The 15,373-nt window shown below is 48.9% G+C and carries 17 protein-coding genes; 2 read left to right on the top strand and 15 right to left on the bottom strand.

The features are described 5' to 3' along the window. Positions 1–489 precede the first annotated feature (489 nt). The 7 genes from KGB28_RS22370 to KGB28_RS22340 form a co-directional block, all read right to left on the bottom strand. Entirely contained in the window at positions 490–699 is a 210-nt protein-coding gene (locus KGB28_RS22370; RefSeq protein WP_223447922.1) for an integrase core domain-containing protein, read from the bottom strand. Between the two features lie 40 nt (positions 700–739). Further along, a complete protein-coding gene (locus tag KGB28_RS22365; RefSeq protein WP_263296893.1) occupies positions 740–1,315 on the bottom strand; it encodes an IS3 family transposase in 576 nt (191 codons plus the stop codon). Positions 1,316–1,323: 8 nt separating this feature from the next. Next, entirely contained in the window at positions 1,324–1,581 is a 258-nt protein-coding gene (locus KGB28_RS22360; protein WP_263296892.1) for a transposase, read from the bottom strand. A 393-nt stretch (positions 1,582–1,974) separates the two neighbouring features. Next, positions 1,975–2,811, bottom strand: coding sequence for a substrate-binding periplasmic protein (locus KGB28_RS22355; protein WP_411740596.1), 837 nt, complete (start codon positions 2,809–2,811; stop codon positions 1,975–1,977). Positions 2,812–2,883: 72 nt separating this feature from the next. Further along, positions 2,884–3,228 carry a cupin domain-containing protein gene (locus tag KGB28_RS22350; protein ID WP_223447920.1) on the bottom strand — a complete coding sequence of 115 codons (345 nt, stop codon included), beginning with the start codon at positions 3,226–3,228 and terminating at the stop codon, positions 2,884–2,886. A 58-nt stretch (positions 3,229–3,286) separates the two neighbouring features. Continuing rightward, complete coding sequence (locus KGB28_RS22345; protein ID WP_223447919.1) at positions 3,287–4,375, bottom strand: hybrid-cluster NAD(P)-dependent oxidoreductase; 1,089 nt, start codon at positions 4,373–4,375, stop codon at positions 3,287–3,289. Beyond that, positions 4,365–5,618 (bottom strand): aromatic ring-hydroxylating oxygenase subunit alpha, encoded by a 1,254-nt coding sequence (locus tag KGB28_RS22340; RefSeq protein ID WP_223447918.1) that lies wholly within the window; start codon positions 5,616–5,618, stop codon positions 4,365–4,367. Before KGB28_RS22340 ends, KGB28_RS22345 begins: the two co-directional genes overlap by 11 nt. Positions 5,619–5,767: 149 nt before the next feature. Between KGB28_RS22340 and KGB28_RS22335 the strand changes: the two genes are divergently transcribed. Beyond that, positions 5,768–6,679: a LysR family transcriptional regulator gene (locus KGB28_RS22335; protein WP_223447917.1), complete on the top strand. Its 912-nt coding sequence runs from the start codon at positions 5,768–5,770 to the stop codon at positions 6,677–6,679. Positions 6,680–6,709: 30 nt separating this feature from the next. On the opposite strand, the gene KGB28_RS22330 is transcribed toward KGB28_RS22335, so the two are convergent. From KGB28_RS22330 to KGB28_RS22305, 6 genes are all read right to left on the bottom strand, one after another. Next, entirely contained in the window at positions 6,710–7,294 is a 585-nt protein-coding gene (locus KGB28_RS22330) for a TetR/AcrR family transcriptional regulator (protein ID WP_223447916.1), read from the bottom strand. A gap of 72 nt (positions 7,295–7,366) precedes the next feature. Then, a complete protein-coding gene (locus KGB28_RS22325) occupies positions 7,367–8,200 on the bottom strand; it encodes a substrate-binding periplasmic protein (protein ID WP_223447915.1) in 834 nt (277 codons plus the stop codon). Between the two features lie 52 nt (positions 8,201–8,252). Then, positions 8,253–8,915, bottom strand: coding sequence for an amino acid ABC transporter permease (locus KGB28_RS22320; protein ID WP_223447914.1), 663 nt, complete (start codon positions 8,913–8,915; stop codon positions 8,253–8,255). After that, positions 8,912–9,553 carry an amino acid ABC transporter permease gene (locus tag KGB28_RS22315; protein ID WP_223447913.1) on the bottom strand — a complete coding sequence of 214 codons (642 nt, stop codon included), beginning with the start codon at positions 9,551–9,553 and terminating at the stop codon, positions 8,912–8,914. The genes KGB28_RS22320 and KGB28_RS22315 overlap by 4 nt, the downstream gene beginning before the upstream one ends. Then, positions 9,553–10,362 (bottom strand): amino acid ABC transporter ATP-binding protein, encoded by an 810-nt coding sequence (locus tag KGB28_RS22310; RefSeq protein WP_223447912.1) that lies wholly within the window; start codon positions 10,360–10,362, stop codon positions 9,553–9,555. Before KGB28_RS22310 ends, KGB28_RS22315 begins: the two co-directional genes overlap by 1 nt. A gap of 403 nt (positions 10,363–10,765) precedes the next feature. Next, positions 10,766–12,802, bottom strand: coding sequence for an NADH:flavin oxidoreductase (locus tag KGB28_RS22305; RefSeq protein WP_223447911.1), 2,037 nt, complete (start codon positions 12,800–12,802; stop codon positions 10,766–10,768). Between the two features lie 132 nt (positions 12,803–12,934). Between KGB28_RS22305 and KGB28_RS22300 the strand changes: the two genes are divergently transcribed. Further along, positions 12,935–13,594: a TetR/AcrR family transcriptional regulator gene (locus tag KGB28_RS22300; RefSeq protein ID WP_223447910.1), complete on the top strand. Its 660-nt coding sequence runs from the start codon at positions 12,935–12,937 to the stop codon at positions 13,592–13,594. Positions 13,595–13,775: 181 nt separating this feature from the next. On the opposite strand, the gene KGB28_RS22295 is transcribed toward KGB28_RS22300, so the two are convergent. Then, positions 13,776–14,159, bottom strand: coding sequence for a VOC family protein (locus KGB28_RS22295; RefSeq protein ID WP_223447909.1), 384 nt, complete (start codon positions 14,157–14,159; stop codon positions 13,776–13,778). A 70-nt stretch (positions 14,160–14,229) separates the two neighbouring features. Further along, positions 14,230–15,342, bottom strand: coding sequence for an S-(hydroxymethyl)glutathione dehydrogenase/class III alcohol dehydrogenase (locus tag KGB28_RS22290; protein ID WP_223447908.1), 1,113 nt, complete (start codon positions 15,340–15,342; stop codon positions 14,230–14,232). Positions 15,343–15,373: the final 31 nt, after the last annotated feature.

The raw sequence follows: 15,373 nt of genomic DNA, 5'->3' as shown, positions 1-15,373 counted from the left end.
CCCACTTCCCATACCTATACCTCCCCACCCATAATGCACACCGCTGGTTCCCCAACTGATTGAAATGGGAACCGAAGGTGGTGCGCTGATTAAGATGGTTGCAGTCAAGGGAGAGCTCCTAGACCTAAGAAACTCTGTCCTGACTCAAGGCAAGTACCGGGAGCAGTTCCTGTCCCAACCCGAAGCTCAACATCTCGAAGTGAAGGTAACCGGGTGCGTGTTGATAGGGAGTGGAGAGGAACTCCAACCCCTGACCTCGGAGTATCTCTGCCGCAACTACCGGAACAACCTGCTGGCTGACACCACCAAGTCCTAGCGTACCACATCGGGAACCTTCTGGATGACCTGAAGACCCAAGTAGAGTTTGAGAGCAGTGACCGAGACGAGGCGCTGTTGAGCGTCACTATAGGTAGGCTTGAGAGTTATTTGGCCAACCTGAACGCAGCAGGCATGAACTGGTCAACTAATTTTGGACACCAGTTACGGTTTTCATGCAGCCAGTTTCTCCATAGCTACCGGTGAACGATAGCCGTTGTATCTATGGAGTCTGACGTTGTTGTAACGCATCACGTAGCGTTGCACGTCTATGCGGGCTTCATGCTCAGAGTTGTAGCCATCTTCTGGCACCCACTCTGATTTGAGGCTCCCAAAGAAACGCTCCATCGGGGCGTTATCCCAGCACTCACCTTTGCGACTCATGCTTTGCAAAAGTCCATGCTTGCGCATCTCATTTCTGAATTTATGGCTGGTGTATTGGGCAGCCTTGATCAGAATGAAACAGCACCTCTCTTGGCCGGCCTCGGAGTTCGACCGCCATTCGCAACGCTTCGCAGGTCAGCGTGGCATCGGAAATCATCGAAAACGACCAGCCCACAATCCGACGAGCGAACAGATCCAGAACTGCCGCAAAGTACAGCCAGCGCGTGCCGACCTTGATGTACGTCACATCGCCACACCACACTTGATTGACCGCTGTAACATCAAACTTGCGCTTGAGCACATGCGGCGCCACCAGTGCTTCCACGCCGGAAGATCTGTACTTGTGCCGCCGACGCTGACGACTGGTAATGCCCGCTTCGCGCATCAGGCTGCGAGCCATATGCCGCCCGACACGATGCCCCTTGGCTTGCAGCTCCTTGGCCAAAGTGCGCGAGCCAGCAGATGATCTGGATTCCTTGTGATGTTCGACCAGCACGGCTTTGAGTTTCTCCCGCTCAGGTTTCACCTTGCCTTGGCGCTGACGCCAGGCACAAAAGCTGCTGCGGTTGACGCCGAACGCCCGACAGCAATTGTTAACGCCGTACTGCTCGTCCAACTCATCGATCAACGTGAATGATCTTTGGCGTCCAACAGCAGGAGAGCACTGGCCTTTTTTAGGATTTCAATGTCCAGGTCTTTTTGCCTGAGCAAGGCTTTGAGTTGCTGGATCTCTCGCTGATCGGCGGTAATCGCCTTGGCGCCCACCGGAGTCGAGCCCAAACGCTCCTTCCGAACCTGGTCGACCCAGCGGCGCAGGGCCGTAGGACCGATATCCAGGCTGGCGCAGACCTCGGGAACCGACTGCCCCTCGTCCAACACCATGCTCGCCGCCTTGAGTTTGAACTCACTGGATAAGATTTACGCATAGCCAAAACACCTCAGATTTGGGCGCCATCATAGCGCCCGATTGAAGTGTCCAAAATCATTAGGCCAGTTCAGCATCGCACCCAAAACGATTATAGGAAGAGACTCAGCCCACCATCACCTGTTCACAATGGGAACCCTAGCAGCCTGCGGTCGTAAGCGGGTCTGAGTATGAAGCGTAGAAGGATCCAATCCTATCTGGCGCCTCAGACAAGAGCTGGAACTCTACATGGACTCTGAATTTGTCGAGCTTGCTCGCTCGGTTGAATTCGTGAAATCTCTAATTGATAGTGAGGCTTTAAGTAAGAAGCCAAACCATAGGTTCGGCTGTTGACTCACACTAAACATAAATTACTCGATTAGACGTGGTTCACCCACATCTGCGGCCCCTACATCAAGCCCAAACTTCGTTAAGATCTCCGCGATCTTGCCAGAACGATGAAGTTCACTAATATTGGCGTTTACTGCATCGCGAAGTCCAGTATTGGCTTTATCATGGGGTAGAGTCGCTTGTCCCGCCTGAATAGTTGCTCGAACACGTTGATCCGGTTCGGAAACTTTTATCAGAATTCCTGGATAACCACCTTTCTTCTGAGCTGTGAGCCCAACCGCGTAACTATCTATCCCAACTTCAATTCGCCCTGCAGACAAATCTTGAGCCATTGCCACAGGATTCGGATAAATTGTTAAGTTTGAACCCACCACATCCTGAAGATTTTTTACCCACAATGATCCCTGGACAGTACCTACCTTCTTGTCTTGAATCTCTTCGATTTTTGTATAACCCGCCTTGCTCATAAGCCCCATCTGGTCAAGATACATCGGGGCGGAAAGACCCATGATTTTGGCCCGTTCTGCAGTCCTGTACCAGTCGCCGATGGCTACATCAGCTCTCTTCGTGACGACATACTGAATAGTCGCCGCAGGATCCATCATAAGCAGCTCAACTTTCAGGCACTCCATCTCGGCAATGAGCTTGACCACCTCTCCGTCTACCCCTGTAAGGGTCTTGTTCGCCCCTGTATACGAATATGGAGGAAACTCATATGCGGCCACCAACAAAACACCAGGTTTGATGGTTTCGAATTTGTGTGCCGGTTTACATTCATTGGCGTAAGCGTTAACGCCAGACAGGGTTACGATCGATGAGATAGCTAGCATTGCGACGGTGCGAATGTTACGAATCATCATGGCTTCCTCGTGGACTACACGTTTATTTTAGTTTTGGCAGATTGTAACTTGGCTTGAATAACACCAAACTTATTGCTCACAGCGATAAACTAATAAAACCACACAACCATCTCGTGAGCCAGCAGTATGGAATGCTCCAACCGCACGCTGAAAATATTGTCCCGCGCTATAGACGTTTTCATCGTCGTAGAGTGTCCCTTCGAGGATGAACACCTCTTCCAACTGATCGTGACAGTGAGATTCCGCGAACGCACCCGACTCAACCTTCATGAGTATCGTTCGCTCACCGGTTTTCTTATCTTCGAAGATTGGTTTTATTAAAAATCCATGTAGATCCGTCAACTCCCAGTCACACGCAGGAAGATCAATTCGATGAGTACCAATTTTCTGTCTATCTAATGGCCTTACGCTCATTTCTAAATACCCACTTACAGGGTTATTAAATAACTAATTTTATAGCACCAGACTCACCTCAGCGATCAACCACTAGATCGGACAGAGGCTTTGAGCAACATGGAAGGAACATTCCACCGTCAATCTCCCGCTGTCGGATTCCCCCATTATGGTTCATAGACACAGAACCGCTAATGAGTTTGGATTTGCAGGTTCCACACAAACCATTAGAGCAAGAGGATGGGATCTTGATACCCGACTTTTTAGCGGCGGCCAACACGGTCTGATCACACGCAACGTCAATGGTGCGGGTTTGCTTGATAAATTCGACCTTGAACCCTGTTTCAGCCATCACCTCTTGAGCAGGGTCGATAACTGGTACCGGTATCGCGCCCTGGAAGCTTTCTTCAATATAACGTGACTCAGGCACACCCATCTGAGTAGATATTTCTCGTGCAGCAGACATGAACGGCCCTGGGCCGCAACACATAACCAGTCGTTGAGAAATATCCGGCACTGTAAGGGAGAGCAATTCTTTTGATATGCGTCCAACAAACCCCGGCCAAAACTTCTCGGTGGATATCTCCTCTGGAATAAGAATAAGCCGAAGGGTCTTAAGTTTCGTTGCGAGAGTTGCTAGCTCATCTCGAAAAATAAAATCCTGAGGGCTTCTTGCTGCATGTACAAAAATCACATCCGCCTTAGCAGAAAGATCAGCCAACTCCCTAACCATTGACATTAAAGGAGTAATGCCGGAACCAGCTGAAAGGAAGAGATATTTTTCGGTGTGATCTGCCGATTTAGTAAAGTTTCCAAGTGGGCCAAAGCCTTTTACTACAGTATTCGGCGAAAGATTTTCATGCATCCAGTTAGAAACGGCACCACCTGGGACTCGTTTCACAGTGACCGAGATAGCGTTAGGTCTCAACGGAGATGATGAAATACTATAACACCGATTCGTAAGTTCACAATTAATAGGCAAGTCGAAAGCAAAATACTGGCCAGCGCGAAATCGGAATAACTTTCCGTCTAGAGAGACAAACGTGAACGTTTTTACGTCGTGCGTTTCAGAATGCACATCTACACAAACAAGATATTCATCCGTTTCTTGATCCCAGTAATCGACCTGCGCTTTCTCCCTAGTCGAAAAGATATGTTCAGTATCCATGAGCTTTCATCCGTTCCACATACCAAGTAGAAAAATTGTCCAATTGGCGTTCCGTGAAGCCGGAATAAACACCTGGTTCATAGGCCGGATCTTTGATTCCATCATGGGAGCGAGCAACCAATTTTGCATCTTGGTCAGTTGTCGCAATCCAAACGCTTGTCAATTTTTCCAAGTCGTAGTCGACGCCCTCTACAGCATCTTTATGAACGAGCCATTTCGTTCTAACCAACGTTTTATCTGGCGACAAAGGAATTAACATGGACGTAACAGCGTGGTCACACATAAAGTGATTCCAAGAGTTGTGCCCCCAAAGATGAGTATCTCCGAGGTCTTTACGTGTCAGTGTTCCCATAAGTTTTGCCGATGCAGCTGTAGCGTCGGGAGTTTGTGACTCGCCAGCACCCGAAATAATCAGCCGCTGAGTCCTGAAGTTTGTAGCATTCCCAGATAGTTGTTCTACAGCAATTGATGGATAACCTTCTGCCTCCCAGGCCTTTGTCTGCTCTGCATAGCGGATACCGTGCTGAATGGCAGTTTCACGATCATCGTCACTTAAGACTGCAGGATCATAGCCGAAATCAACCTCAAAGAAAGATACGCACAACTCAGGGTGATTAGCAGAACAATGGTAGCACTCACGATTATTCTCGATTGTTAACTTCCAATTGCCCTCTTCGATTACGTCTGTTTGGTAGGCTATCTTGGTATGTTTAATATCATAGGGGTGCAGACGCTCAGTCATCACTCGCTCCAGATTATCAATATCTTCGGGAGGATTTTCAGAGAGACAGACGTATATAAGCCCGCCGATAGACCTAAAACTTACAGGCTTTAGTGCCCTGCAAGACTTATCAAAATCAACCCCCATATGGGGTGCATAGACCAATTCTCCCGTCAATTCATAAGTCCATTGATGATAGGGGCAAACCAATTTAGAAATTATGTGATTACCTGGCTCAAGCAGTCTTGATCCCCGGTGACGACATACGTTACGCACGACACGTATCGACTCGTCTTCATCCCGGAGAAGTATCAAGCTAGTGTTACCAATATCAATAACCGATGCATCTCCTGGCTCGGGGACATCACACTCCACGCCAATGTAAATCCAATGATTGTTAAAAAAAACCTCTAAATCCGCCTGAAAGACATCGCTCCGCGTGTACAACCCTCCAGGTAAGGATTGCCCCTTGATTCGCGATGCGACCAGCGATGAGATCTGCGGTTCGGGACTAATAATCATAACGTCACCAGGCTTATTGTTACTAATGATTCTGCGTTCGTGATAATATCGCCCTGAACAACAAACCTTACAACCGCATAAATTATTAAGTCACGCATAAGAAATTATTATACATTCACCCCATATATCTTGGCCGGAGGATCTGTCTGATGAGGTTACTCAGAAATGTACCGTCGCTGACCGCGCTTGTCGCACTAGAGGCGGTAATTCGGCACAAAAGTTTTACAGAAGCAGCCCGTGAGCTTGGCGTTACCCAAGCTGCGGTCAGCAGGCAAATAGCCTGCCTAGAACAAGATTTCGGGGTATCACTTTTTACTAGGGGGCATCGCTCCATCCAACCAACTAATGCTTGTGCAGCACTGGGAGTCGCATTAGCAGAAAATTTTTCAGGTATTACGGAGGCAGTTGAAGCTATCCGCGCCGCAGGTAAGGAGCAGGTAGTCACTATTGGTGCAACAGTGGCATTTTCCACTTTTTGGCTTCTTTCAAGATTGATCGAGCTTCGGCGGCTGCATCCAGAAATACAACTCCGAGTTATTTCGCAAGACTCAAAGATCAACATGGAATCTAGCAATGTGGATGTAGTAATTCGTTATGGCAACCCGCCCTTTGACGATGGAACAGTATTAGCATCTTGTGGAGACACCATCGTTCCAGTTTGCTCGCCAGAGTATGCAACTAAGATCGCAGATAAACATTTCTGGGAAATTGGAACCGACCTTATCGAATATGATGCAGCAGATAGTTCGTGGTATAGCTGGCCAAAATGGTATACACAGATGGGACTCAAAAAACCATCAGGTGAGCCGTCGATGAAATTCAGCCATTACACTGAAACTATTGCCGCTGCAAAAGCAGGTCAAGGTGTAGCACTTGGTTGGGGAGTGTTGGTCAACACATTCATCCAGGATGGTAGCCTAGTTGCTTTATCTGAACGCACATTGGTTCCGGATGGTCTATACAATATATTGGTACCATTAAACTCTCCCAGAAACGGTGCGGGAGAACTCGCTGCCAACTGGCTTATTTCAGCACTGCAGGATTCGACTAACAATCAGTAACCTTGAAGAAATTCTTGGGCGAGACCAGACTCAAGAGTTTTGGCTGGCAGACTCGGTGACAAACCTTATCAAATGTGCAATTAGAATTTTGTCGTGTAAATCCGCACTTGACCACTGAAGCTGTCCAAAAAGAAAGCCAATGACTATTTTTGATATATAAGACAAACGACCCGGTACAGAATTAAAATAAATCGGAGAAAGAATATCTTCTAGCAACAACAAATAACTCTTCTGAAGATCGCGTATATCAGCTTGTCGTTTCACATCCAGGCTGATAACCTCTCTATAAAGCAGAACAAGCCCCCGCTCATCAACTCCTCTGAAAGAATTGAATGACTGGAGGAACGCTTGAAACTTTTTTGCTGGGGTACCTTGTCTTTTTGTCGAACGCTTAGTCGCAGCAATCAGACTGGAAAGAGTCAACTCGAGAATTTCGTACAACAACTCTTGTTTGTTTTCAATGTGATTGTACAACGACCCCGCATTTACACCGACCTGTTTGGCCAAATCTCTCATGCTGATGGCTTGGAAACCATATTCGGAGAATAGTGCTATTGCAGCATCTATTATGCGGTCACGGGTACCGCCTTCGATATTCGAAAGGAGTGCTGACATAGGGATTGTAACTCCTAAAATTTAAGCGGCGCCAAATACACTGTTAATTGGCGCCTTTATGCATATGCCCTATTATTCTATCAGGCGGGGCTCTCCGACCTCGGTAATAGAATCGTTCAACCCAAACGAGGTTACAATTTTCTTTATCTGACCGTTTTCGTGCATTGCCCGTATATTACTGGATAGAGCGCTGCCAAGTAGATCATTAGACTTTGTATAAACGAATGCAACTTGACCCGGCTGCATAGTTGCTTTTACTCTATCATCAGAATCGGCAACAACAATTTTGCTGTTTGCATAAGCTCCTTTTTGCTGCGCAGCAATAGCCACTGCGAAGCTATCCGCTACTGCCTGTAGGCGGTTTGATGCGAGATCCTGTGCTGCTGCAACCGCATTTGGATACAACACCAAGTTATCGCCAAATATCTTCTTAAGATCTGAAACCCAAAGATTACCTTGCGCGGTACCTATTTTCTTTCCATTGAGATCTGAAATCTTCGCAAAACCTTCAGTCGATATTATGCCCATTGCATCTAAATAAATCGGGGCTGACAAACCTAAAATTTTGTTACGCTCAGCTGTGCGGTACCAATCACCAATGCCAATATCTACTCTTTTGGAGACCACCGACTGAATTACGGCGGAGGGATCAACAACAGTAGTTTTTATTGTCAGACACTCATTTTTCGCGATGACTTTAAGAATCTCACCCTCTACACCACCAATATCATTTCCCCCTTTGGGTATCGAGTAAGGCGGGAAAGCATACGCAGCAACGGTTAATACTCCAGGCGTCAATGTTTCGAATTTATGTACCGGTACGCATTCCTCTGCGGCCTGAACGACACCGCTAGCAACAGCACCAGCGATCAACGCACACTTAATTAGTTCAGACAAAATCTTCATATCATGCTTCCCTTTATGTCAATTAAGTTCGAGTTACGGCAACACTAACATCTTAGGCTTGACTGCTCGCACCTAGTTTTTTCTCTAGCGAATTCACAATTATCGTGGCAGGGATACATACAACTGCGTACATAATCCCGGCCAAAGCAAGCACTGGCATATATTGAAATGTATTTGATCCAATAGCTGAAGCCCGACTCACAAGCTCCGGAAGAGCGATAGTGAAGCATAAAGATGAGGCCTGGAACATAATGATTGAAAAGCCCAGTAACGATGGAACGGCTATGCGAAGGGCTTGAGGAACTATAATAAATCTGAGAGCGTCCAGCTTAGTAAGCCCAATAACATCAGCCGCTTCTCTCTGCCCACTTGCTACTGCCTCAAGTCCTCCTCTAATAATTTCACTTGTATATGCGCCAGTGCAGCAAGCCAACGCTAACGCTGCCGCAGTGAATGAGGATAACGTAATTCCGGCGGAAGGAAGCCCATAGTAAAAATATTGTAACAATATCAATGCCGGGGCTCCGCGCCCCAACTCTACCACGAACAAAAATATTAACCTGACAGCCTTGTTTGGTGCTGATACACCGAGCGCAAAGACCAAGCCCAGTGGAATCCCCAACAACAGACAAACTCCGGTTACCTGCAAAGACAGAACAAAGCCCTGCAGAAGATCCGGAAACCATTCCCACCACATACCAAGAAGATCAATCATCTAGAAATCCTCGTGTTCAACGTAGCCCCGAGCCAACGCGAAAACAACCCGATAGGGACGCTTAGAAGCAAGTAAAGCAAAGCAGCAGTGGTATATACCTCTATCCCTTTGAACGTCTGTTGAGTGACTTGATATGCCACTGCACTGATATCTGTGACACCAATAGTGGATGCTACGGCAGAGTCCTTCAGCAGACTGATAGCGTAAGTTGCGGCTGAAGGCACCACAATCCTAAGCATTTGTGGAAGAATTATATCGACGAACCGTTGCCTGGCATTGAGGTTTAGCACGTGTGCCGCTTCGTATTGTCCGACCGAAACAGCACTCAGCGCTCCACGATACACTTCAGACATTTGCGCAGCAGTGATTATCCCAAGGCCCGTAATAGCAGCTGCAAACGGTGAAAGATTAAGGAAGCCCCCACCCACCCCAAAGAAGACGAAGAATAGCCATACAATAGGTGGAATTGATCGAATAATTAAAACTAACGATGCCGTCGTAAAGGAAACCATCCTAAATTTAGACATTCTAGCCCAGCAGATAGGGAAGCCAAGTAGGCAGCCTATCGTAAATGATAGTAGCGTGACGGCAATAGTCCAAGGGACGCCGTCGAGCATTGCTTTGAATACGTCAAACATTACCTGTCCCTCACAGCCCGGAGAAACTGCACTACTCGCTCGTGTTGTGGATTACGCATCACCTCTCGGCTTATCCCCTGCTCCAGGATTCGCCCCTCTGCCATCACAACGACTCGGTCTGATACTGTTTCTGCGAAGTGCATTTCATGAGTGACCATGATCATCGACATGCCTTCGTTCGCGAGTTCTTTCATTACTGCAAGAACTTCCAGCCCTAGCTCTGGATCAAGAGCTGAGGTCGGCTCATCAAAAAGCATTAGCTCAGGCTCCAGAGCGAGCGCGCGAGCGATGGCGATCCGCTGCTGCTGGCCACCTGAGCACCGAGCCGGATACAGCTCGGCTTTATTGGCCAAACCAACTCGGTCGAGCAGCTCTAAAGATTTTTTGTCGGCGTCTCGTTTTGAGCGTCCCATCGTACGCACCTGTGCAAGGCTAACGTTTTGAAGGACAGTGAGGTGAGGGAACAGGTTGAATGATTGAAAAACCATTCCGATTCGTCGTCGAAGATTAACCAGGTCACTTCGCGATGAAGGACGTCCAGCCTCAATAGTAACGCCATCCATGCTGACTGACCCCGCCGTGGGCGGCGACAGCTGATTAATACAACGAAGCAGCGTGCTTTTACCTGATCCGCTTGGGCCAATGATCGCAAGCACTTCACCTCTACACATCTCAAGGCTAACGTCGTGCAAAACCTCATAAGGCCCGAAGCTCTTGTAAATTCCTTTCAGGCTTAGGAAAGCCTGTTCTGTTTTTTGCACCTCAACAACCGAAGGTGCAGCGGTACTCACGACACTTACCGAGCTCATCTTGTCATCCTCCAAATGCGCACTGACGCTATTTTTGACAGCACAGGCCTCACATTATTGAGGCCTACCGCTGAATCCGGTTCGAGACTACATTTCTGGTTAGGTTATATAGTCACAGTGCTTTGTGTCTGTCTTATCGGTTGCGCGCACTCTATTAATAAAAGCTATTCGAGTGTTGCGCGACCAACTGGTCGTGGGCAGGAAGGTAAGAAATTAATCGCATTAACTCGCTTGTCAGATTTCCTCGCACGTGTCCGCGCTTACGACCACCTGCTTCTAACGAAATCAAATTACGGTCTTTATTGCTGTGCATGCAAACCTCAACTAGCCTGTTGATTTATATATTGTTCTAATGGCAGTGCAAAGGTACGGTTTTGTAAAATATTATAGATGTCTTTTTCTATTACAGGTCTTTGACGATGCGCAGCGCGTCATAGATGGCGGCATGAGTATTCCTTGCGGAAACTGCATCACCAATTCGGAACAGCTGGAATTTACCGTCTGGGTTCGTGTTGATTTTTTGTGGATTACCGGCAATCAAATCTATGTATTCAACAGCGCCTTCGTTGGAGGCGAATGGCTTCAGATCAAAATACAACTCGTCCAGTGGGCGAGTGCCGTGGTTTACCACCACTTGGTCGACAATACGCTCCTTTGTTAAAGAGCTATAGTCAGTACCTACTATCGCCTTGAGCTGATTCCCCTCGCGTTCAACTGCTATCAGACGGTACGTAACGGTGAAAGTCGTATCCAACTTTTGTAAGGATCGCATGTATGGCACGAGGTTCATGCTCATAACCTCAGGCGCGAAGTTACGGTCAGGCGTCATAATTTCCGTATGGGCACCGCTTTGGGCGATAAATTCGGATGCCTGCAGTCCCGCATGGTCACCTGCGTCATCGAATACCAGCACATTCTTCCCAGGCTTAACGTCACCGGAAATAATGTCCCAAGCCGAAACAACCAACTCGTTGCCTTTTTCCAAGACTTCCGTGTGCGGGAGACCTCCCGTAGCCACAATCACAACATCGGCATTTTCACCGAGCACCGTGTCAGTATCCGCCCAGGTGTTGAAATTGAATTTCACACCGAAGCGTTCGCATTGAGCCATACGCCAATCAATGATGCTAATCATTTCCTTACGCCGCTCCGATTGTGCGGTCAAGCGAATTTGACCACCGGGCTGGTCTGCGACTTCATAAACTACGACCTCGTGCCCTCGTTCGCCAGCGACCCGAGCGGCTTCCAATCCCCCAGGGCCCGCGCCGATGATGACGATCTTCCGCTTCTTATCAGCTTTGGGAATGTCGTGAGGCATAGTAGTTTCACGGCCAGTCGCAGCGTTATGGATACAGTAGGCCGCACCAGCGTTGTAGATTCGATCCAGGCAGTAGTTGGCCCCTACGCATGGACGGATATCATCCTCACGCCCTTCAATGATTTTTTTGACAATGTGCGGGTCAGTCATGTGAGCCCGTGTCATACCGACCATGTCAATCAAACCAGATGCGATAGCATGACGAGCAGTTGCCACATCGGGGATCTTGGCAGCGTGAAAGGTTGGGAACCCTGTAAGCGACTTGATCTCACCTGCAAAATCCAGGTGGGGTGCGTTGCGCATACCCTGGATCGGGATGATGTCAGTAAGGCCGGCATCGGTCGCAATGTTGCCGCGAATGACGTTTAGGAAATCGATCATGCCACTGTCTTTGAGCAGCATTGAGGCTTCCAACCCCTCGTCTTTTTGCAGACCTCCTGAGAGCAACTCATCACCGGTATAGCGAATGCCAACGATGAATTCAGTGCCTACTCGCTTACGGATAGCGGTCAGGACTTCAAATGTGAAACGAAGGCGATTTTGAAGCGAGCCACCGTAAGGGTTATCAAGTTCGTTAGTAAGCGGTGACCAGAATTGATCCATCAAGTGGCCATACGCCTGGAGCTCAATACCATCCAGCCCTGCGGCCTTCATACGCTCAGCTGCATCTGCGTAATCTTGGATGATCCTGTCAATGTCCCACTGCTCGATAACCTTCGGGAAAGCTCGGTGAGCTACTTCGCGATTATGGGACGGCGAAACAACAGGTAGCCAATCTCCTTTATCCCAGCGAGTACGACGGCCGAGGTGAGTCAACTGAATCATCACAGCAGCGCCGTGCTCGTGGCATTCGTCCGTCAGATCCTTCATCCACCCGACCACCTCATCCTTATAAGCAAGGATGTTGTTGAATACAGGCGGGCTGTCACGAGAAATGGCGGCAGAGCCAGCGGTCATCGTCATCGCCACACCAGCCTTAGCACGCTCGACGTGATATGCACGATACAGCTTCTTGGGCATACCATCTTCAGGGTAAGCAGGCTCGTGGGACGTGGTGATGATGCGGTTGCGCAGGGTGAGGTGCTTCAGTTGAAAGGGTTGCAGCAACGGATCGTTTTTCATGATGGCGTCTCAGGTCTTATTGGTCATCAGCTATGAGCGACATTACGACCCAATGTACACATGTGTCAATAGGATGTTCACAGGTGTTTTTCCCGCTTGCAGGGTTACGATCCGCCTTGTACTATCCGAGACATGAACAAGCCCCTACCTAGTACAGAATCTATCCGAGTGCCGCTCGAAAGCTGGCTCAAAGCGGCTTACGACAGCTTGATTGAGTCCGGTATCGATGCCGTAAAAGTTTTGCCGTTAGCAAAGAAATTAAACATTTCTCGTACGAGCTTTTATTGGTACTTTGAGGATCGCGATGCACTGCTGACCGCGTTGATCGCACTATGGAAAAACAAAAATACAGACAATTTAGTTAAACAGTCGAGAGCGTATGCGGAGTCACTCTCCGAAGCCATACTCAATGTCTTTGATTGCTGGTTGAACACTGAGCTGTTCGATTCGCAGCTTGAATTTGCCATGAGAAGTTGGGCTCTACAGTCCGAAGAGGTTTCTGCGGAAATCCTGCATGCGGACGAGTTACGAGTTGATGCTTTGGCGAACATGTTCGGTCGTTTTGGCTTTAATCCACTTCAGGCAAGGACTCGCGCTAGAGCGATCTATCTCACTCAGATTGGCTACATCAGCATGAAAATGGTAGAGCCTACCGAGTATAGAATGCGCTATATCCCTGAATACTTAAAAATTTTCACGGGTGTAGAGCCTGAGCCTCGGGAACTTGAAAGATTTTATAGCCGACACGGATTTACTTTAAGTGACGTTGAGTTTTCCAAAGACGATGCATGAGTCAAAGACCGTGCGTTTGGATTTAATACTCTAGAAGCATGCAACTTCCCCAATTAAAGTCGTCACATCCTCAATATGCTAATGGCCATATTATCCATGGCGCTTTTAAATTACTCATGAATTCCCATTGCTAGTCATCGGGAGTAAGACAACGGCGCCCAGGGGCGCCGCTGAAACCGATTTACTCGGCTTTAAAGCTGTATACAGCGAGTTTGTTGCCATCCAGATCACGGGCATAAGCAGCATAGGCATTGGGTGCCCAGTCGCGAGTGCCAGCTGCGCCTTCATCTTTGCCGCCAGCGGCCAAGGCTGCTTCGTGGAAGGCATCGATGGTGGCTCGATTCGGAGCTTCGAAGCTGACAGTTACGCCATTGCCGACCGTAGCAGGCTGGCCGTTTGCAGGCTTAAGTACAAAAAATGACGGCTTGTCCACGCCCCAGATAGAGCCGTTATCGCCCAAGTCGGCGATTCGCTTGAAGCCGATCTTGCCAAGTACCTCGTCGTAAAACTTACGTGCTTTTTCCAGATCGTTGGTGCCAACAGTTACATGAGTGAAGATCGACATGAGTATCTCCGTCGCGGGTGGGTTGTTGTGGAAAGAAAGTGGCGCCTCCGAAGAGGTGCCGCGAAAATTCTTAGAAGTGGACGACCGAACGAATGCTCTTGCCTTCGTGCATCAATTCGAAGGCCTCGTTGATCTGCTCCAGGCTCATGGTGTGGGTGATGAACTTGTCCAGCGGGATCTCTCCCTGCTCGGATTTAGCAACGTAGCTCGGCAGCTCAGTACGCCCTTTCACGCCACCGAATGCAGAGCCGCGCCATACGCGACCAGTCACCAACTGGAAAGGGCGAGTGCTAATTTCAGCGCCAGAGGGAGCAACACCAATGATGATGGATTCGCCCCAGCCCTTATGGCAGGACTCAAGCGCCGCACGCATAAGTTGAACATTGCCAATGCATTCGAAGGAGTAATCAACGCCGCCGTCGGTCAACTCGACGATAACCTCTTGGATTGGGCGATCGAAGTCCTTCGGATTGACGAAATCAGTGGCTCCCAATTCCTCCGCGATAGCGAACTTGCTCGGGTTGATGTCAATGGCAATGATGCGCGATGCCTTAGCCATCTTGGCGCCGATAATTGCGGCCAAACCAATACCACCCAAGCCAAAGACAGCAACTGTTGCGCCCTCTTCCACCTTAGCGGTGTTCAGCACAGCGCCAATGCCGGTAGTTACACCGCAGCCCAGGAGACAAACCTTCTCAAGTGGAGCCTCCTTCGGGATCTTCGCCAAGGAGATTTCCGGCAGCACGGTGTACTCGGAAAAGGTGGAACAGCCCATATAGTGGTAAACCGGCTCGCCGTTGTAGCTGAAGCGGGTGGTTCCATCGGGCATAAGCCCTTTACCCTGGGTAGCACGCACCGCCTGACACAGATTGGTCTTGCCGGAAACGCAGAATTTGCACTTCCCACATTCTGCGGTGTACAGCGGAATAACATGGTCACCTATCTGCAGCGAGGTCACGCCTTCGCCGACTACTTCAACGATGCCGCCACCTTCATGGCCGAGAATGCACGGGAATACGCCTTCGGAATCCTGACCGGACAGTGTGTAAGCGTCTGTGTGGCAAACACCGGTTGCAACGATGCGAACCAAAACCTCACCAGCCTTCGGAGGCTGAACATCGACCTCAACGATCTTTAGAGGCTCATTAGGGCCGAATGCAACAGCTGCGCGCGACTTGATCATGGGAATGGGTACCTATCGACTGTAATTCAGG

Origin of the sequence: Pseudomonas sp. BF-R-19, assembly GCF_019956445.1 — a bacterium.
Taxonomy (GTDB): Bacteria; Pseudomonadota; Gammaproteobacteria; order Pseudomonadales; family Pseudomonadaceae; genus Aquipseudomonas; species Aquipseudomonas fluorescens_BH.
The sequence above is the reverse complement of the archived record's forward strand: the minus strand, read 5'-3'. Positions and strand labels throughout refer to the sequence as shown.